At 58.4% G+C, this 16,497-nt stretch carries 16 protein-coding genes; all 16 read left to right on the top strand.

Annotation, left to right across the window (positions count from 1 at the left end; all coding sequences use genetic code 11):
- The first annotated feature begins 1 nt into the window (after position 1).
- The 16 genes from AC07UI_RS20650 to fliT all read left to right on the top strand — a co-directional run bounded on the left by AC07UI_RS20650 (position 2) and on the right by fliT (position 16,464).
- Positions 2–730, top strand: coding sequence for a cephalosporin hydroxylase family protein (locus tag AC07UI_RS20650; RefSeq protein WP_494994239.1), 729 nt, complete (start codon positions 2–4; stop codon positions 728–730).
- 55 nt (positions 731–785) lie between these two features.
- Positions 786–3,716, top strand: a complete 2,931-nt coding sequence (locus tag AC07UI_RS20645) for a TIGR00180 family glycosyltransferase (RefSeq protein WP_494994238.1) — start codon at positions 786–788, stop codon at positions 3,714–3,716.
- 30 nt (positions 3,717–3,746) lie between these two features.
- Positions 3,747–4,748 carry a UDP-N-acetylglucosamine 4,6-dehydratase (inverting) gene (gene pseB, locus AC07UI_RS20640; protein WP_494994237.1) on the top strand — a complete coding sequence of 334 codons (1,002 nt, stop codon included), beginning with the start codon at positions 3,747–3,749 and terminating at the stop codon, positions 4,746–4,748.
- Positions 4,745–5,902 carry a UDP-4-amino-4,6-dideoxy-N-acetyl-beta-L-altrosamine transaminase gene (gene pseC / locus AC07UI_RS20635; protein WP_494994236.1) on the top strand — a complete coding sequence of 386 codons (1,158 nt, stop codon included), beginning with the start codon at positions 4,745–4,747 and terminating at the stop codon, positions 5,900–5,902. Before pseB ends, pseC begins: the two co-directional genes overlap by 4 nt.
- A gap of 34 nt (positions 5,903–5,936) precedes the next feature.
- A complete protein-coding gene (locus tag AC07UI_RS20630) occupies positions 5,937–6,557 on the top strand; it encodes a pseudaminic acid biosynthesis-associated methylase (RefSeq protein ID WP_494994235.1) in 621 nt (206 codons plus the stop codon).
- A complete protein-coding gene (gene pseF / locus AC07UI_RS20625) occupies positions 6,554–7,261 on the top strand; it encodes a pseudaminic acid cytidylyltransferase (RefSeq protein ID WP_494994234.1) in 708 nt (235 codons plus the stop codon). Before AC07UI_RS20630 ends, pseF begins: the two co-directional genes overlap by 4 nt.
- Positions 7,258–8,763, top strand: coding sequence for a UDP-2,4-diacetamido-2,4,6-trideoxy-beta-L-altropyranose hydrolase (pseG, locus tag AC07UI_RS20620; protein WP_494994233.1), 1,506 nt, complete (start codon positions 7,258–7,260; stop codon positions 8,761–8,763). Before pseF ends, pseG begins: the two co-directional genes overlap by 4 nt.
- Positions 8,756–9,808 (top strand): pseudaminic acid synthase, encoded by a 1,053-nt coding sequence (pseI, locus tag AC07UI_RS20615; RefSeq protein ID WP_494994232.1) that lies wholly within the window; start codon positions 8,756–8,758, stop codon positions 9,806–9,808. The genes pseG and pseI overlap by 8 nt, the downstream gene beginning before the upstream one ends.
- A 233-nt stretch (positions 9,809–10,041) precedes the next feature.
- A complete protein-coding gene (locus AC07UI_RS20610) occupies positions 10,042–10,968 on the top strand; it encodes a ketoacyl-ACP synthase III (RefSeq protein WP_494994231.1) in 927 nt (308 codons plus the stop codon).
- Between the two features lie 83 nt (positions 10,969–11,051).
- Positions 11,052–12,344 carry a motility associated factor glycosyltransferase family protein gene (locus tag AC07UI_RS20605; protein WP_494994230.1) on the top strand — a complete coding sequence of 431 codons (1,293 nt, stop codon included), beginning with the start codon at positions 11,052–11,054 and terminating at the stop codon, positions 12,342–12,344.
- Positions 12,341–12,613, top strand: a complete 273-nt coding sequence (locus AC07UI_RS20600; RefSeq protein WP_494994229.1) for a hypothetical protein — start codon at positions 12,341–12,343, stop codon at positions 12,611–12,613. Before AC07UI_RS20605 ends, AC07UI_RS20600 begins: the two co-directional genes overlap by 4 nt.
- Before the next feature lie 247 nt (positions 12,614–12,860).
- Positions 12,861–13,712 carry a flagellin domain-containing protein gene (locus AC07UI_RS20595; protein WP_419119285.1) on the top strand — a complete coding sequence of 284 codons (852 nt, stop codon included), beginning with the start codon at positions 12,861–12,863 and terminating at the stop codon, positions 13,710–13,712.
- A 73-nt stretch (positions 13,713–13,785) separates the two neighbouring features.
- Entirely contained in the window at positions 13,786–14,136 is a 351-nt protein-coding gene (locus AC07UI_RS20590; RefSeq protein ID WP_494994228.1) for a flagellar protein FlaG, read from the top strand.
- An 83-nt stretch (positions 14,137–14,219) separates the two neighbouring features.
- A complete protein-coding gene (gene fliD, locus AC07UI_RS20585; RefSeq protein ID WP_494994227.1) occupies positions 14,220–15,632 on the top strand; it encodes a flagellar filament capping protein FliD in 1,413 nt (470 codons plus the stop codon).
- 129 nt (positions 15,633–15,761) lie between these two features.
- The gene (gene fliS, locus AC07UI_RS20580) at positions 15,762–16,157 is read left to right on the top strand and encodes a flagellar export chaperone FliS (RefSeq protein WP_494994226.1); all 396 of its coding nucleotides are present in this window, start codon (positions 15,762–15,764) and stop codon (positions 16,155–16,157) included.
- 10 nt (positions 16,158–16,167) lie between these two features.
- Positions 16,168–16,464: a flagellar protein FliT gene (gene fliT, locus AC07UI_RS20575; protein WP_494994225.1), complete on the top strand. Its 297-nt coding sequence runs from the start codon at positions 16,168–16,170 to the stop codon at positions 16,462–16,464.
- Positions 16,465–16,497: the final 33 nt, after the last annotated feature.

The raw sequence follows: 16,497 nt of genomic DNA, 5'->3' as shown, positions 1-16,497 counted from the left end.
CATGAATCCTCATGAGCAGTTTCGTGAAGAAGTAAGCCAGAACATCGAAGGCTTGCAGCAAGACAAAAAGCTTCAGGCTGAGTCGCTGGATTGGGTCGGTGTCACGGCCAGGCACAAGTACACCTACAACTTCAGCTGGATGGGCCGGCCGATCATTCAGTTCCCTCAGGACATGGTCGCCATGCAGGAAATCATCTGGGACCTGCGCCCTGATGTGATCGTCGAAACGGGCATTGCCCATGGCGGCTCCCTGGTGTTTTACGCCTCGATGCTGGAGCTGATCGGCCACGGCGAAGTGCTGGGTGTGGATATCGACATTCGTCAACACAATCGCGAAGCCATTGAAGCCCACCCGATGGCGCGACGGATCAGCATGATCCAGGGGTCGAGCATCGATCCGGCCATCGTTGATGAAGTTCGTGCGCGGGTTGCCGGCAAGAAAGTGCTGGTGGTTCTGGACTCCAACCATACCCACGAACACGTGCTTGAAGAGTTGCGCCTGTATGCACCGCTGGTTTCGGTCGGCAGCTACTGCGTGGTGATGGACACCGTGGTCGAAGACATGCCGCAAGATGCCTTCCCGGATCGTCCCTGGGGCAAGGGCGACAATCCGAAAACCGCGGTCTGGGCTTACCTGGAAGAGAACCGCGACTTCGAGATCGATGCACGGATTCACAGCAAGCTGCTGATCACCGTGGCGCCGGACGGCTATCTGCGTCGGGTTCGTTAAGCAACGACATCATTGTTGAGTTCATCGGGCGATACGCCGGTTGTGGGGAAAAATTATGCAAGGCAAGTACGGTTCTGAAAGCGGATTACCACTGAACGAGTTGTTGACGGTGGTCCTGATTACCCACAACCGTCCGGCATTTGCGCGCCGGGCGGTGAAGTTTTACAGCGCCTTGCCTTGCAGGATTCTGGTGCTGGACTCTTCGACTCAGGCCACCGATGGCATCGATGGCGTGTACCCCTCGGTCGACTATCAGCACCTGCCGCAGTACGGCTACTGGGGCATTCGGGCCAAGCTCGACTACGGCGTGCAGCAAGTCACCACGCCCTACATGGTGTTTGCCGCCGACGATGACTTCATCGTGCATGATGCCCTCGACGCTTCGGTCTCGTTCCTGGAAGCGAACCCCGATTACGGCATGTGCCATGGCTATTGCCTGATGTACCTGGCCCTGGCCAACAGCGTGAGCTACTACCGTCGGGACAAGAAGGTCTGTGAAGACTATTCGTCCGAGCGCGCTCAGGATCGTGTCATCGATTTCATGCATCAGTACATCCCGCCGTTCTATGCCGTTCACCGCACCGCGTTGTTGCGTGACTGGTACGCGGTCATGCCGGAGGACACCATCTTCGAATGGCAGGAAATCGGCCATGCGTACTACATGCTGGCAATGGCCAAGGCGCGAATTCTGCCGATTCCTTATGTGGTGCGAGAGGTCAATTACCTGGAGTCGGAGCACAACACCGAGATCTACAGCACCCTGACCCTCGGCGATGCCAAATCGGTGGCCGATCGTGAGGCGTTTGCCCAATTACTGGCGACGCTGCCGAGTACCCGCACCGGCCTCGACCCGGAACAGGCCAGGCAGTTGGCACTGGACAGTTTCGAGGCGATGGCCGACAGCTTGCGCACCCGTCGGGCGCTGACGGCGGAGCCGATTTTCGAGTCGCGCTGGACCAATGTACAGAAGGGGCCAGACCGCCGGTTCGGGCTTTTGCAGTACGTCGAAATGCCTTTCTACAATCAGGCGTTCTTCGACCTGTTGAGCCAGTTCGAGTTTCTGCTGCACGCCATGCCGGCCGGCCGCGTTCAGCTTCAGGGGCTCGAAGGTATCTGGACCCAGCAGGAAGACCTGATGCGGCCCCGCAACAACGACACCGCCGAAAGCGTAGTCGAGCGGCTGGGGTATGCGTACGACAGCAGCCCGTTCAACCGTCGGGTGGTCAAGCGCCTGGCGCAACAGTTGGAGCTTATGGGCGAAGCGCACGACGCACGTGACATGTTCGCCTGGGCCGAGCGTCTGGACGCGGTATCGACTCAAGGCAATGACGAGGTGTTCGGTGCCATGCGCTCCGGTCGCCTGCTCAAGTGGCTGGCGGCACGCACCCCGGACGCTGACGAAGTCGCCGCGACGTCGCGTTATCTGGCCGCCCACAACGGTGGTCCGCAGTTTGGCATTCTGGTGCTGGACCTGGACAACGACGCGGCCAGGCTACAGACCACCCTCGACAGTCTGCTGGAAGGTCACAGCCACGCGTTCAAGATCGTGGTGTTCACTACCGGCGAGGCGCTGGCGGCGACGACAGTGCACAACACTCTGCACTTTGTTTGCGTGACCCAGGCCAACTATGTCGACAAACTCAATCAGATCGCGCGTCAGTCGCCGTGCGACTGGTTGCTGCTGACTGAGGCGGGCGACGAGTTCACCGCCGGTGGCCTGTTGCGCGCCGGTCTGGAACTGCAAGCCGCCCCCGAATGCCGGGCGGTGGCCACCGATGAGATTCAGCGTGACGCCAATGGCGCATTGGTCGATGTATTCCGTCCAGGCTTCAACCTCGACCTGCTGCAAAGCCTGCCGGCGCTGATGGCGCGGCACTGGCTGATCCGCAAGGATGTGCTATTGGAGGCGGGCGGTTACAAGGCCGACTTCAGCAAGGCACTGGAATTCGACTTGCTGCTGCGCATCATCGAGGAGGGTGGCATGGCCTGGCTGGCCCACCTGGACGAGCCGTTGTTGATCGCCCGGGCGCCAGTGCCGCAAGACAATGCCCACGAACGTCAGGCGTTGATTCGTCACCTCGCGACTCGCGGATACAAGGCGCAAATCAGCTCAACCGAACCGGGTACCTATCACATCGATTACCGCCACCCCGAGCGTCCGTTGGTGTCGATCATCGTTCACAGCCAGGACAACCTGCAGGAGTTGCAGCGTTGCCTGACCGGCATTCTGCAGAGAACCCGCTACACCCGTTATGAAGTACTGATCGCCGACAACGCGAGCCAGTCGCCCGAGGTCACGCAGTGGCTGGCCGGCCTTGGACAACCGGGTGACAAGGTCCGTGTTCTGCGGGCCGAAGAGCGACTCAGTGTGTCGGCTTTGTACAATCTGGCCGGTCAGCAGGCTCAGGGTGAATACCTGGTGCTGCTGGCGGCGGACAGTGAAGTGGTCAACCCGAACTGGCTCGAATCCCTGCTCAACCAGGCCCAGCGTCCAGAGGTTGGCGTGGTCGGCGCCAAGCTGCTCGACCGCGACGGCAAAGTGACTCAGGCCGGGTTGATTCTGGGCATGAACGACAGTGTCGGTTCTGCCTTCGTCGGTGAGTCGAAGGATGCCAAGGGCTACCTGAATCGCCTGGTACTGGAACAGAACTATTCGGCCGTCTCGGCAGTGTGCCTGATGATCCGCAAAGCACTGTTCGACGAAGTCGCAGGGCTGGACGAAAGCGCATTCGCCGAAGCCTTCGGTGATGTCGACCTGTGCCTGAAAGCGGGCCAGGCCGGCTATCTGGTGGTGTGGACTCCGCAAGTGCAGGTCATCCACCCAGGCAACCTGCCCGACGCACCGCAGGCCCTCGAAGCCTTGCGCGAAAAGTGGGCCGGGCCGTTCCAGCACGATCTGGCCTACAACAAGAACCTCGCCCTGACCGGCAAGGGGTTCACCCTTGGCAGCGCTTGCGGTGTGGATTGGGCGCGGTTGCTGGTTTAAGTCTGGCGCACAGGTAAAAGGATTCACGGCATGTTCAACGGTAAATCGATTTTCATCTCCGGCGGCACCGGTTCGTTCGGCCGCAATTTTATCCGCCGGCTGCTTGAGCAGTACCAGCCCAAGCGCGTGGTGGTGTTCTCGCGCGACGAACTCAAGCAGTACGAGATGCAGCAGACCTTCAATGCACCCTGCATGCGTTATTTTCTGGGTGACGTGCGCGATGCCGAGCGTTTGCGCCAGGCCATGCGCGGCATCGATTACGTGGTGCACGCAGCGGCCCTCAAGCAAGTGCCGGCGGCCGAGTACAACCCCACCGAATGCATCCGCACCAACGTCAACGGCGCGGAAAACATCATCGCTGCGGCCATCGACAATGGTGTGAAAAAAGTCATTGCCTTGTCCACGGACAAGGCCGCGAGCCCGATCAACCTGTATGGCGCGACCAAGCTGCTGTCGGACAAATTGTTCGTCGCGGCGAACAATATCGCCGGCGATCAGCAAACCCGCTTTGCCGTGGTGCGCTACGGCAACGTTGCCGGTTCCCGCGGGTCTGTCGTGCCGTTTTTCAGCAAGTTGATTGCCGAGGGCGCGCGGCAGCTGCCGATCACCGACGAGCGCATGACCCGCTTCTGGATCACTCTGGATCATGGCGTGCAGTTCGTGCTCGACAGCTTTGCCCGTATGCACGGTGGTGAAGTCTTCGTACCGAAGATCCCGTCGATTCGTATTGTCGATCTGGCAAGTGGCATGGCCGGACATCTGTCGCATAAAAACGTCGGGATCCGTCCGGGTGAAAAGCTCCACGAACTGATGGTGCCCCTCGACGATGCGCGCATGACCCTGGAGTTTGCCGATCACTACACCATTCAGCCGTCGATTCGCTTTACCAGTGTCGATGTCGACTTCTCTGTGGATGGTCTGGGCGAGCGGGGCAAGTCGGTGAATGAAGACTTCGAGTACCGCTCCGACACCAATCCGCAATTCCTCTCGGTCGGGCAGATCGCCGAGCTGCACGCTGAGCTGTCGGCATGATCCCGTACGGTCGGCAAAGCCTGGATCAGGCGGATATCGATGCGGTGGTTGCCGTGTTGCAGTCCGACTGGTTGACCCAGGGCCCGACCATCGAGCGTTTTGAGCAGGCAATGGCTAAACGTTGCGAGGCCGGTTTTGCGGTGGCAGTCTGCAACGCCACCGCGGCCTTGCACATCGCCTGCCTGGCAGCCGGGCTCGGACCGGGTGACCGACTCTGGACCACCCCGAATACTTTCCTGGCGTCGGCCAACTGCGGACGTTACTGCGGCGCCGAAGTGGATTTCGTCGATATCGATCCGCTGACCTGGAACCTCGATGCCAACGCGCTGGCGATCAAGCTCCAGGCGGCGGAGCGCAGCGACACGTTGCCAAAAGTGCTGGTGGCGGTGGCCTTCTCCGGGCAGAGCTGTGACCTGCAGGCCATCGGCAAACTCGCCGGGCAGTATGGCTTCACGGTGATCGAAGATGCCTCTCACGCGGTCGGCGCTTCTTATGGCGGGCGCCCGGTGGGGTGCGGTGAATACGCGGCAATGACGGTGTTCAGTTTTCATCCGGTGAAAATCATCACCAGTGCCGAAGGCGGGATGGTGCTGACCAATCGCCCGGAATTGGCTGAACGTTTACAGCGTTTGCGCAGCCACGGCATGACTCGCGACCCTGCGCAGATGACTGAGCCGAGCCACGGCCCCTGGTACTACCAGCAGATCGAGCTGGGTTTCAACTACCGGATTACTGACCTTCAGGCCGCGCTGGGGCTTTCGCAACTGGATAAGCTTGAAGGCTTTATCGCGCGGCGTCGTGAGCTGGCCGCCCGCTATGATCGGTTACTGGCAGATCTGCCGTTGACCCTGCCAAGTGCTCAATCCGGTGCAGTGTCAGCCTGGCATCTGTACGTGGTACGCCTGCAGCTCGAGCGGATCAAACTCAGTCATCGAGAGGTCTTCGAGGCGCTGCGCGCGTCCGGGGTCGGGGTTAATCTGCACTATATTCCGGTACACCTGCAGCCGTATTACCGCGAGCAGGGTTTCACCGAAGGCGACTTCCCTGAAGCGCAGCGCTACTACGCGCAAGCCATCAGCTTGCCGATGTTTCCAATCCTGAGTGATGAGCAACAGGATTATGTGGTCGAGCAGTTGCGGCGCTTGGTCGGCTGAACAGCTGCCCATTGGCCTTTGATAAGAGTGATTTATGCGTGAAGCAAGTGAGCAGGAAATTTTCTGGCAAGGTGACTTCGGCGACGACTATGTGGCTCGCAATCAGGGCCATCAGCTAGTCGCGGCCAATCTGGCGCTGTTTTCCAAGGCGTTGGCGCGCACCTCCCGAATCGACAGCCTGATCGAATTGGGGACCAATACCGGGAACAATCTGCAAGCGCTGCATCAGTTGCTTGCGGGGTGTGCCTTGCACGGTGTCGAGATCAACGCGAAGGCTTACGCCCAAGCCCGAGCCTTGGGTATTGCCGATATCTGGCACGGGTCGTTGTTCGATTATCCCAGTGACCGGACCTTCCAGTTGACCTTGAGCAAAGGGGTGCTGATCCACCTGGCGCCCGAGCTGTTGCCTGCCGCCTACGCACAGCTCTATGAGTTGAGTGAGCGCTATATTCTGATTTGTGAGTATTACAACCCTGCACCGGTCGAGGTGCCGTATCGCGGCAACAGCGGCAAGTTGTTCAAGCGCGATTTCGCCGGCGAAATGCTCGATCGCTACACTGATCTGCAATTGCTCGACTATGGCTTTGGATACCATCGTGATCCTCAGTTTCCCGTCGACGATATCACCTGGTTTCTGCTGGAAAAACGCACGTGAACAGCGTCGCAATCATCCCCGCCCGCGGGGGCAGCAAGCGCATCCCGCGCAAGAACCTCAAGCTGTTCGACGGCGAACCGATGATTGCCCACTCGATACGTACCGCGCTGAACTCAGGCTTGTTCGATCAGGTGCTGGTCAGCACTGATGACGAAGAAATTGCTGAGCTGGCCCGCGCCCGTGGAGCAACAGTGCCGTTCATGCGCCCGGCGGAGCTGGCAGATGATTTCACCGGAACCGCAGCCGTGATCGCTCATGCCTTGAATACACTGCATGAGCAGGGACAGCACTACGAGTACGCCTGCTGCATTTACGCGACCGCTCCGTTGCTGCAAACGCGGTATTTGCATCAGGGCCTGGACGTGTTGGAGCAGCATCCAGAGAAATCCTTTGCCTTCTCGTTGTGCAGTTTTGGCTTCCCCATTCAACGTGCGTTGACCATCGATGCGCAAGGCACTCTGGCTTCGCTCTATCCGGAGTTTCGCGACACCCGCTCCCAGGATTTGCCCGCCGCCTATCAGGATGCCGGGCAGTTTTACTGGGGGCGAGCCGAGGCCTGGTTACGCGGGGACAGGCTGTTCTCTGAAAAGAGCCTGCCAGTCATTTTGCCTCGGCATCTGGTGCAAGACATCGACACCGAAGAGGACTGGAAGCGCGCCGAATACCTGTACGCCGCGTTGAAGGCCGGTGGAGAGCTTTCGTGAGAGTCCTGATCCGTGCCGACGCTTCGCTGGCGATTGGCAGTGGTCATGTGGCGCGATGCCTGACGCTGGCAAACGTGCTTCGTCAGCAGGGTGTGCAGGTGGCGTTCGCCTGTCGTCGGCTGCCGGGCAATCGCCTGGAGAGTCTGCAAACCCAGGGTTTCGAGACTTTCGCGTTGCCTGATGAGTATCCGCAGGAACATCCCGAGCAGGGCATTGAGGCGTTGTTGCCCTGGCAGGCCGAGATTGTTGAACTCCAGAACGTTTTAAAGACCACGCAACCCTTCGACTGGATCATCGTCGACCATTACGGCCTCGATCATCGTTGGCAGACGGCGGCCCGACAGTGGGCGCAGCGGATTGCGGTGATCGACGATCTGGCCAACCGGCAGCACGATGCCGATCTGCTACTGGACCAGAATCTGACGGCGACCGCGCACGTCTATGGGCCATTGACCGATCCCGGGTGCCAACAGTTGCTCGGCCCGCGCTTCGCCTTGTTGCGCGACGAGTTCCGTCGCGAGCCGATTGCGATCAAGGATCAGGCACGTCGGGTACTGGTGAATTTCGGCGGCTTTGACGCTGTGGGTGAGACCTGGAAAGCAATGTTGGCAATGGCTGACTTTGGTGAATTGGACGTTGATTTCGTGGCGGGCGTCGACAATCCGGCCTGGACGCAAATGCAGGTGCTGGCTGCCAGCCGTCCCCATTGGCGGCTGCACAGCCATGTCAGCGATTTTGCCCGGTTGATGGCCGAGGCCGATCTGTTTGTCGGCGCGGGCGGCGGTACCAGTTGGGAGCGCGCGGCCATGGGGCTGCCAACGATTTGCATTGCGGTGGCCGCCAATCAGCAACTGAACGCCGAACGCCTGGCGAGCGCCGGCGCCCATGTATATCTAGGGGCCAGCGCCCAGGTCAGTATTGAGCAGCTGCGCCAGGCCATTGGTTTTTTGCTGGGTAATGCTGGTTTGCGGCAAAGTCTGGCGCAGCGCTCCCGACAGTTGGTCGATGGGTTGGGTGCGCGGCGTGTGGCTGTCGCGTTGTCTGGAGTTGTCCTGCAATTACGCCGGGCCACGCTTGAGGATGCGCGACTGCTGTTTGATGGCCGCAATGCCGAGGCGGTCCGCCGTTGGGCCGTGCAGTCCGAAGAAGTAAGCTGGAAGAACCATCAGGCCTGGCTCGCGGCCAGTCTATGCAACCCTCAGCGCTTGCTGTTGATCGCTTGCGCCGCTGACGGCCCTGTCGGGGTGCTGCGCTATGACCGCGTCAAGGCTCAGGCCGAGGTGTCGATTTATCTGTTGGAGGGGCGTTCAGGGTTGGGTTGGGGCAGGGCGTTGCTGGCGCGAGGGGAAGCGTTTGTTGCAGCGCTATGGCCTGATCTACACCTCATCACGGCTCAAGTGCTTGCCGGCAATCAAGTGTCGTCTGGTTTGTTTCGCCGCGCCGGCTACCAGCAAAATGCCTGTGAATTCAGGCGGGTGTTAAAGGATCATCCTAATGACTAGTTTCAAGATCGGTTCGCGTTCGATCGGTGCCGATGCGCCGCCATTTATCATCGCCGAGATGAGCGGCAACCATAACCAGTCGCTGGAACTTGCGTTGCAGATCGTCGAGGCGGCAGCGAAGGCCGGTGCCCATGCCTTGAAGCTGCAAACCTATACCGCCGATACCATGACCCTGGACCTGGATCATGGTGAGTTCTTCATCAAGGATCCCAACAGCCTCTGGGCCGGCTCGTCGCTGTACGCATTGTATGAAAAGGCCCATACGCCATGGGAATGGCATGCGCCGATTTTTGCCCGAGCCAAAGAGCTGGGCATGCTGGCATTCTCGACGCCCTTCGATGAGAGCTCGGTGGATTTCCTCGAAAGCCTGGACGTGCCGGCGTACAAAATCGCCAGTTTCGAAAACACCGATTTACCGTTGATTCGACGGGTCGCCGCCACCGGTAAACCGTTGATCATCTCCACCGGCATGGCCAGCATCGCCGAACTGGACGAGACCGTCCGCGCAGCCCGTACCGCTGGCTGCACAGATCTGGTGTTGCTCAAGTGCACCAGCACCTACCCGGCCTCCCCGGAAAACAGCAATGTGCGCACCATCCCTCATTTGCGGGAGCTGTTTGGCTGTGAGGTGGGGTTGTCCGATCACTCCATGGGTGTTGGTGTTTCAGTGGCGGCGGTGGCGCTCGGGGCGACGGTGGTGGAAAAACACTTCACCCTGGACCGTAGCGCTGGCGGTGTGGATGCGAGCTTTTCTCTGGAACCGGCCGAGTTGGCCAGCCTGGTAATCGAAACCGAACGCGCCTGGCAGGCCATGGGCCAAGTGCGTTATGGCGTGAGCGAGGCGGAGCGGAAATCGCTGGTTTATCGCCGCTCACTCTACGTGACACGGGATATGGCGGCCGGTGAAGTCTTCAATTCGGGCAACGTGCGGGCCATCCGTCCGGGCCTCGGACTGCCCCCCAAGCACATTGATGCGATACTCGGTCGACACGCTCGAAACCCTCTGAAACGTGGTACGCCACTGGATTGGTCGTTGGTCGAGTAGCAGCTTGTGTGGTTGATTCGGCAAAATAGCGTGACCTGCGAGTCATAACGCGCATCTTCACTGTATTGTATTGTATTGACCGGGAATATGGCGCCTGGCCCCTGGCTGGCCCAGTGATGGCCTTTTGTTTTTCCCGCTGGCGCCCTCTTGGGGTGATGTAAAATCTCTGTTTGTCGGCGCCCCTCGATTCCTGCGAGCGGTGGTATTCAGCTGTTTATTATTGGGAAGCCGTAATGATTGGCATAAAGAGCATTGCGAGCTACGTACCCGTAGCCGGCGTAGACAATTACGCGCAAGGTGCAAAATTCGACAAGGATGAAGAGTTCATTCTGGGTAAAATCGGTTCCGCTTTCCTGCCGCGCAAACACGCCGGGCAGGAAACCTCGGACCTGTGCGTCGAAGCAGTCAATGCACTGTTCGCCAACAATCCCGAGCTCAAGCGCGAATCGATCGATGCGTTGATCGTCGTCACCCAGAACGGCGACGAAGAGGGCCTGCCGCACACCGCAGCCATCGTTCAGGACAAACTTGGTCTGCCGACTACCGTGGCCGCCTTTGATATTTCCCTGGGTTGCTCGGGCTATGTCTATGGCATCTACGCAATCAAAGGCTTCATGGAAGCTGCGGGCCTGAAGAATGGCCTGCTGGTGACCGCTGATCCGTATTCAAAAATCGTCGACCCGGAAGACCGCAATACCACCATGCTTTTTGGTGATGCTGCGACGGCTACCTGGATGGGCGAAGACGCGCCGTGGCAACTGGGTAAAGCCAAGTTCGGCACCGATGGCTCTGGCGCGCCGCACTTGAAAGTCACCGATGGCGTGTTCTTCATGAATGGTCGTCAGGTGTTCAACTTCGCCTTGTTGAAGGTTCCGGCGCATTTGCATGAGCTGCTTGACGATTCCGGCCTGCAGGCCAGCGATATCGATGCGTTCTGCATTCACCAGGGTAGCGCGGCAATCGTCGATGCGGTGGCGCGACGCTTCGAAGGCGAACCGGAAAAGTTCATCAAGGACATGGTCGAGACCGGGAATACGGTGTCATCGAGCATTCCACTGCTGCTGGAAAAGCACGTGCTCGACAGCTCCTGGAAGCGTGTCGCGCTAAGCGGTTTCGGCGTTGGCCTGTCTTGGGGCTCTGCGATTATCTATCGCCCTTGAACTAAAGTCCCCGGCAGCAAAAATAGCGCTCCAAGGTGTAACCTTGAGCGCTATTTTTTTGCATGAATGATGAGCGAGGCAGCATGAGCGAGAGCTTTGAGCACAATGCCCAGGTAATACAGAACCGTTGGCCGGCGCTGCTCGCCCGTCTGTTGGATGAAGACAGTCAGGCCTTGCAGGCCGATTTGGTGGAGGGCCTGGGTTCGACCCTGAGCATTGCCGGCATTCAGCTCACCAGTCGCCATGATCGTACCCGCGAGGCTCGCTTACAGGCCGACAGTCTGCCTCCCGAGAGCCCGGTGCTGCATGTCTATGGCACGGGGCTGGGCGACCTGCAGCACGTGTTGCTGGAGCGGCCGATGCTTCAACGTCTATATGTTCATATCCTCAACGGCGCGATTTTCGCGCTGGTACTGCAGTTGCTCGACCAGCGGCAATGGCTCAACGATCCGCGCGTCGAGCTGATGTATGCAGGTGACTTGTCAGACATTCGGTTGCCATTTTTTGTGCTGCCCTCCGAGATGGTGCTGGCGGATGACTTCAATGCCAGGATCCGGGATCGATTAGTCAGCGAAGTGCATTTGAGCTTCAACAATCGCGAGTTCGATCCGCAGTCCCCGCAGATCATCCAGCGCCTGCAGGACAGTCTTGAACTGGTGCGCAGCGATCGTGATGTTGCCGAGCTATTTGGCTCGCGGGCGGGTCAGGAAATCTACGTGATTGCTACCGGGCCGAGCCTGGAGCAGCACTTTGACAAACTACGGACTATTCGCGCCCAGGCGCAGCGCCCCTTGTTCATCAGTGTCGATACGGCCTACCGGCCGTTGATTGAACACGGCATCAAGCCAGATCTGGTGGTGAGCGTCGACCAGCGGATCAGCGCCCGACACTTGCCGCCTGAAGACTCCGACAACATACCTCTGGTGTATCTGCCGATGAGTGATCCACAGGTGATGTCTGCCTGGAAAGGAGTGCGCTACGCGGCCTACTCTGCCAGCCCGATCTATGCCGCGGTGCGCAAGCAAATCGCTAAAGCCGAACTCTACGTCGGCGGCAGTGTGATTCATCCGGCGGTAGATCTGGCGGTGAAGATGGGGGCGGCGCAGATCACCGTATTCGGAGCCGACTTTGCCTTCCCGATGAACAAGACCCACGCCGGCTGGAATGATGGTGAGCTGGGGCCGGGCGTTGATCTGGCCAGGCACTGGGTGCTCGATGGTCATGGGCAGCGAGTCAAGACGCAATTGAATTTCCGCCGCTACCTGAATGAGCTGGAGCGTTACATCGCCAGGCATCCACAGGTGCGTTTCTTCAATAGCAGTCGGGCGGGCGCGATGATTGCAGGCACGGCGTTCAATCAGGAGTTCGTGCAATGAACCGGATTGCGCAGTGTGTTATCGACAGTCGGCAGTGTGCCGGGCTGTTCCGCCTGGGACGCGATGTCGAGGCGGCATTGAATATGGTCGAGGTGTTTGACGAGGCGCAGAGCCTGTTCAGCCGAGCCTCGCCGGATATCCAGCAGCAGTGGGCGCAACTCCTGATGCGCATACTGGCCTGTCAGCAGGCCCAGGATTGGTCAGGGCTTGCTGATTACATGGAGTATGAACTGGTCGAGCTGCTGGATTCCGGCCTGAGTTATTCCTGAAAAATCCTGTTCCGGTAAAAAGCGTCCTGCTCTCCTCATTGCCGGCAATTCTCTGACGTCATTTTTCTTTTGCATACCCTCCCAAACCTTTGTTTTGTGGGGGGGTGGCAGTGTGATGGCAATTTTTTTTAAAAAAGCCCTAAAGCAACCTGCTATCGCGACGATAACTATTACGAAGGTTCTCTAGGCCACACCCGGCGGTTGCCAGGGCCGGAAGCCGCTGTACCCATCCAATGAGGAACTCACCATGTCTTTAGGCGTAAACACTAACGTTGCTTCCCTGTCTGTTCAAAAGAACCTGAACAATGCCGCGAACGCTCTGTCTCAATCGATGACACGCCTGTCTTCCGGCCTGAAAATCAACAGCGCCAAAGACGACGCTGCCGGCCTGCAGATCGCTACCCGTATGAGCAGCCAGATCCGCGGTCAGACCGTAGCGATCAAAAACGCCAACGACGGTATTTCGATGGCTCAGACTGCTGAAGGCGCTCTGCAAGAGACCACCAACATTCTGCAACGTATGCGTGAACTGGCTGTTCAGGCCCGTAACGGCACTAACGGCACCGCTGACCAGACTGCGACCAACGCAGAATTCACGCAGATGTCCGACGAGCTGACTCGTATTTCGCAAAGCACCAACCTGAACGGCAAAAACCTGCTGGACGGTTCCGCTGGTAGCATGACCCTGCAAGTGGGTTCCAACACCGGTACCGCCAACCAGATCACCCTGACCCTGAGCAGCAAGTTCGACGCCGTCAGCCTCTCCGTAGGTAGCGGTACTACTGTACTGACCGGTGCCACCAGCGCCGCAGCGGGTTCCGCCATCGACGGCGCAATCACTGCAATCGACGCTGCAATCGCCTCCGTAGGTGCCACTCGTGCAGCCCTGGGTGCTTCGCAAAACCGTCTGACCAGCACTATCTCCAACCTGCAGAACGTTAACGAAAACGCCACCGCTGCACTGGGTCGCGTACAAGATACCGACTTCGCTGCGGAAACTGCTCAACTGACCAAGAACCAAACTCTGCAATCGGCTTCCACCGCTATTCTGGCGCAAGCCAACCAGCTGCCAAACGCCGTACTGAAACTGCTTCAGTAATTTCGCAGTGAGTTTTGGCGGGGGAGTGCGCTGGTCGTGCTCTTCCGCTTTTTTACTTTAGGAGGTGATGGACATGGATATGAGCGTAAAGCTGAACTTGTCTTACCCGGCGGTTAAACCGGTGGGCAGCACGACCGATAAACCGGCTGGGGCGCCTGGGGTCGACAGCGTACAGGCTGTGGCTGGTAGTAAAGATTCTGATTCGGAGAAGTTGAAAACCGCCGTGCAGGAAATCGAAAAGTTCGTGCAGTCGATCAAGCGCAACCTGGAGTTTTCAATCGATGAAGCCTCCGGCAAGGTCGTTGTAAAAGTGATTGCTACTGCAACGGGGGAAGTGGTGCGACAGATCCCTTCCGAAGAGGCGTTGAAGCTGGCGGACAGTTTGAATACGGCGAGTAATGTGTTGTTCGACGCGAAAGCCTGACAACTGGCATGAATAGTGTCTTTACATTCTTTTGATGGCGATTGTGGTCAAAAGGCTGGCAACAGACTGAAAGGGAGATGTACATGGCAAGTCCAATTACAACGTCTACAGGCCTTGGCTCTGGTCTTGACATCAATTCGATCGTTACTGCATTGGTCAATGCCGACAAGGCGGCCAAGCAGGCGCAGATCAACACTCAAACCACGCTCACCACGTCGAAGATTTCCGGTGTTGGCTCGCTGAAAAGCGCCCTGGCTGCTTATCAGGCCGCCATGGACAAGCTCAACAGTGCTACAAGTCCGGCTTTTGCGGGCTTTTCGGCGACTTCGTCGACGCCGGCAACGCTCACGGCTACCACTGACAATACTGCAGTCAACGGTAGCTATAACGTTGTTGTCAATAATCTGGCCACCGGTTCGAAAGTCGCCAGTGCTTCCTTTGCTGGCGGTGCTACCAGTGCCATTCCGACTGGTACCTTGCAAATCAGTCAAAATGGCACTGCCTACAACGTCAGTATTCCGTCCGGTGCGACCTTGCAGTCAACCCGTGATGCGATCAACAGCACGCTGAAAACCCAGGGCATCACGGCCAACATCGTCACCGACAGCAATGGTTCGCGCCTGGTGATCGGGTCGACCACCACAGGCAAGGGCTCGGATCTTACGGTCAGCGGCATTGCCGGTCTGGCAATCGACGGCACGAAGCTGGCGGACACCACTAATACCGCAAGTGCCGGGACTATCGGCGCGTTTGCCAGCGACGCGAGTCTCACAATCGACGGTCTGGCAGTGACCAGCAAGAGCAATACTGTCAATCAGGCGGTGGGTGGCCTGAGCATGACGCTGGTTGCACCGGGTTCCTCGACGGTGACAGTGGCAACCAATACCACGGGTTTGCAGACCTCGATCCAGTCGTTTGTCGATGCCTATAACACGCTGGTGAAGACTGTAACCTCCCTGACCCAGGCCACTGCAGATGCGAATGGCAAGCTGACCGTCTCTGCTGCGATGACCGGTGACTCCCTGCCGCGTTCGCTCATTGCCGATGTGCGTAACGTGTTGGTCACTCCCGGGGCGGGGGGGCAGTTATCGGTGCTGTCGCAATTGGGTATCACCACTGATCAAAAGGCCGGCACGCTGAATTTCGACACGACCAAGTTCACCAAGGCGATGACCGATAAGGCGCTGGGTGGTCAGGTCCAGACGCTGTTTACCGGTACCAACAGTACCAATGGTCTGCTGGCCCGGATGGGGGCGGCGATCAAGCCCTACTCGCAGACCGGCGGCCTTCTTGATCAGCGCAACAGCAGTCTGGGCAAGCAGAAAAGCGATCTGACCAATCAGCAGGCGGCACTGGATCTGCGGGTCACCAGTCTGACGACCACTCTGACCGCCAAGTACAACGCCATGGACTTGCTGGTTGGGCAGATGAAGGCGACGGCGACCAATATTTCGTCGTTCTTCACATCCCTTAATGCGCAGAAATCCTCTGGCTAGTCATGAACTGGTGCCAAAAAACCCGGCTGCGTTTTTAGCGCGCCGGGTTTTTGCCTTTCGATCTAAAGTTTTTTGACTCGTAGACGATACATTGGTTATACGAGCCCTTGAGTTGTGATGAGGTAGAACATGAATCCGATGTTAGCCCTTCGGCAATATCAGAAGGTTGGAGCGCAAGCCCAGACCTCCGAAGCCAGCCCGCACCGCTTGGTGCAGATGCTGATGGAGGGCGGGCTGGATCGTATTGCTCAGGCCAAAGGCGCCATGGAGCGCAAGGATATTCCGGGTAAAGGTGTGTTGATCAGCAAGGCCATCGGGATCATCGGTGGCTTGCGTGAGGGGCTGGATCTCGAGACTTCGGCCGATTCATTGGGGGACCTGGATAATCTCTATGTCTACATGATGAAGCGTCTCGCTGAGGCCAATATCAACGGCGATCCAAAGATTCTCGACGAGGTCGCCGGCTTGCTTCGCACCGTTAAAGAAGGCTGGGATGCCATTGCTGTGCCTGGTCCGCAGTTCTAGGGAGATCACCATGAGTCTTGTACTGCAGCGTATCGAAGAAACCCGTGAGGCCCTTGTAGGGGCATTGGCCGAGCGTGACTGGGAGGCCATCGGCCAGTTGGACCTGGCATGCCGTGCCTGCATGGAAGATGTGCTGAGTGAGGCTTCGCTGGACGAGATGGCGCTGCGTAATAATCTGGAAGAGTTGCTAGGGGTTTACCGGCAATTGCTGGAAACCGCGATGGGCGAGCGTCAGGCGATAGTTGACGAGATGTCGCAGATCCATCAAGCACAGAGCGCGGCAAAGGTTTACCATCTATTCGGTTAATACTCAGTTAATCCGAACGTAGTGCGTCATAAA

Source organism: Pseudomonas sp. GW821-FHT04C07 (genome assembly GCF_059420325.1).
The sequence above is the reverse complement of the archived record's forward strand: the minus strand, read 5'-3'. Positions and strand labels throughout refer to the sequence as shown.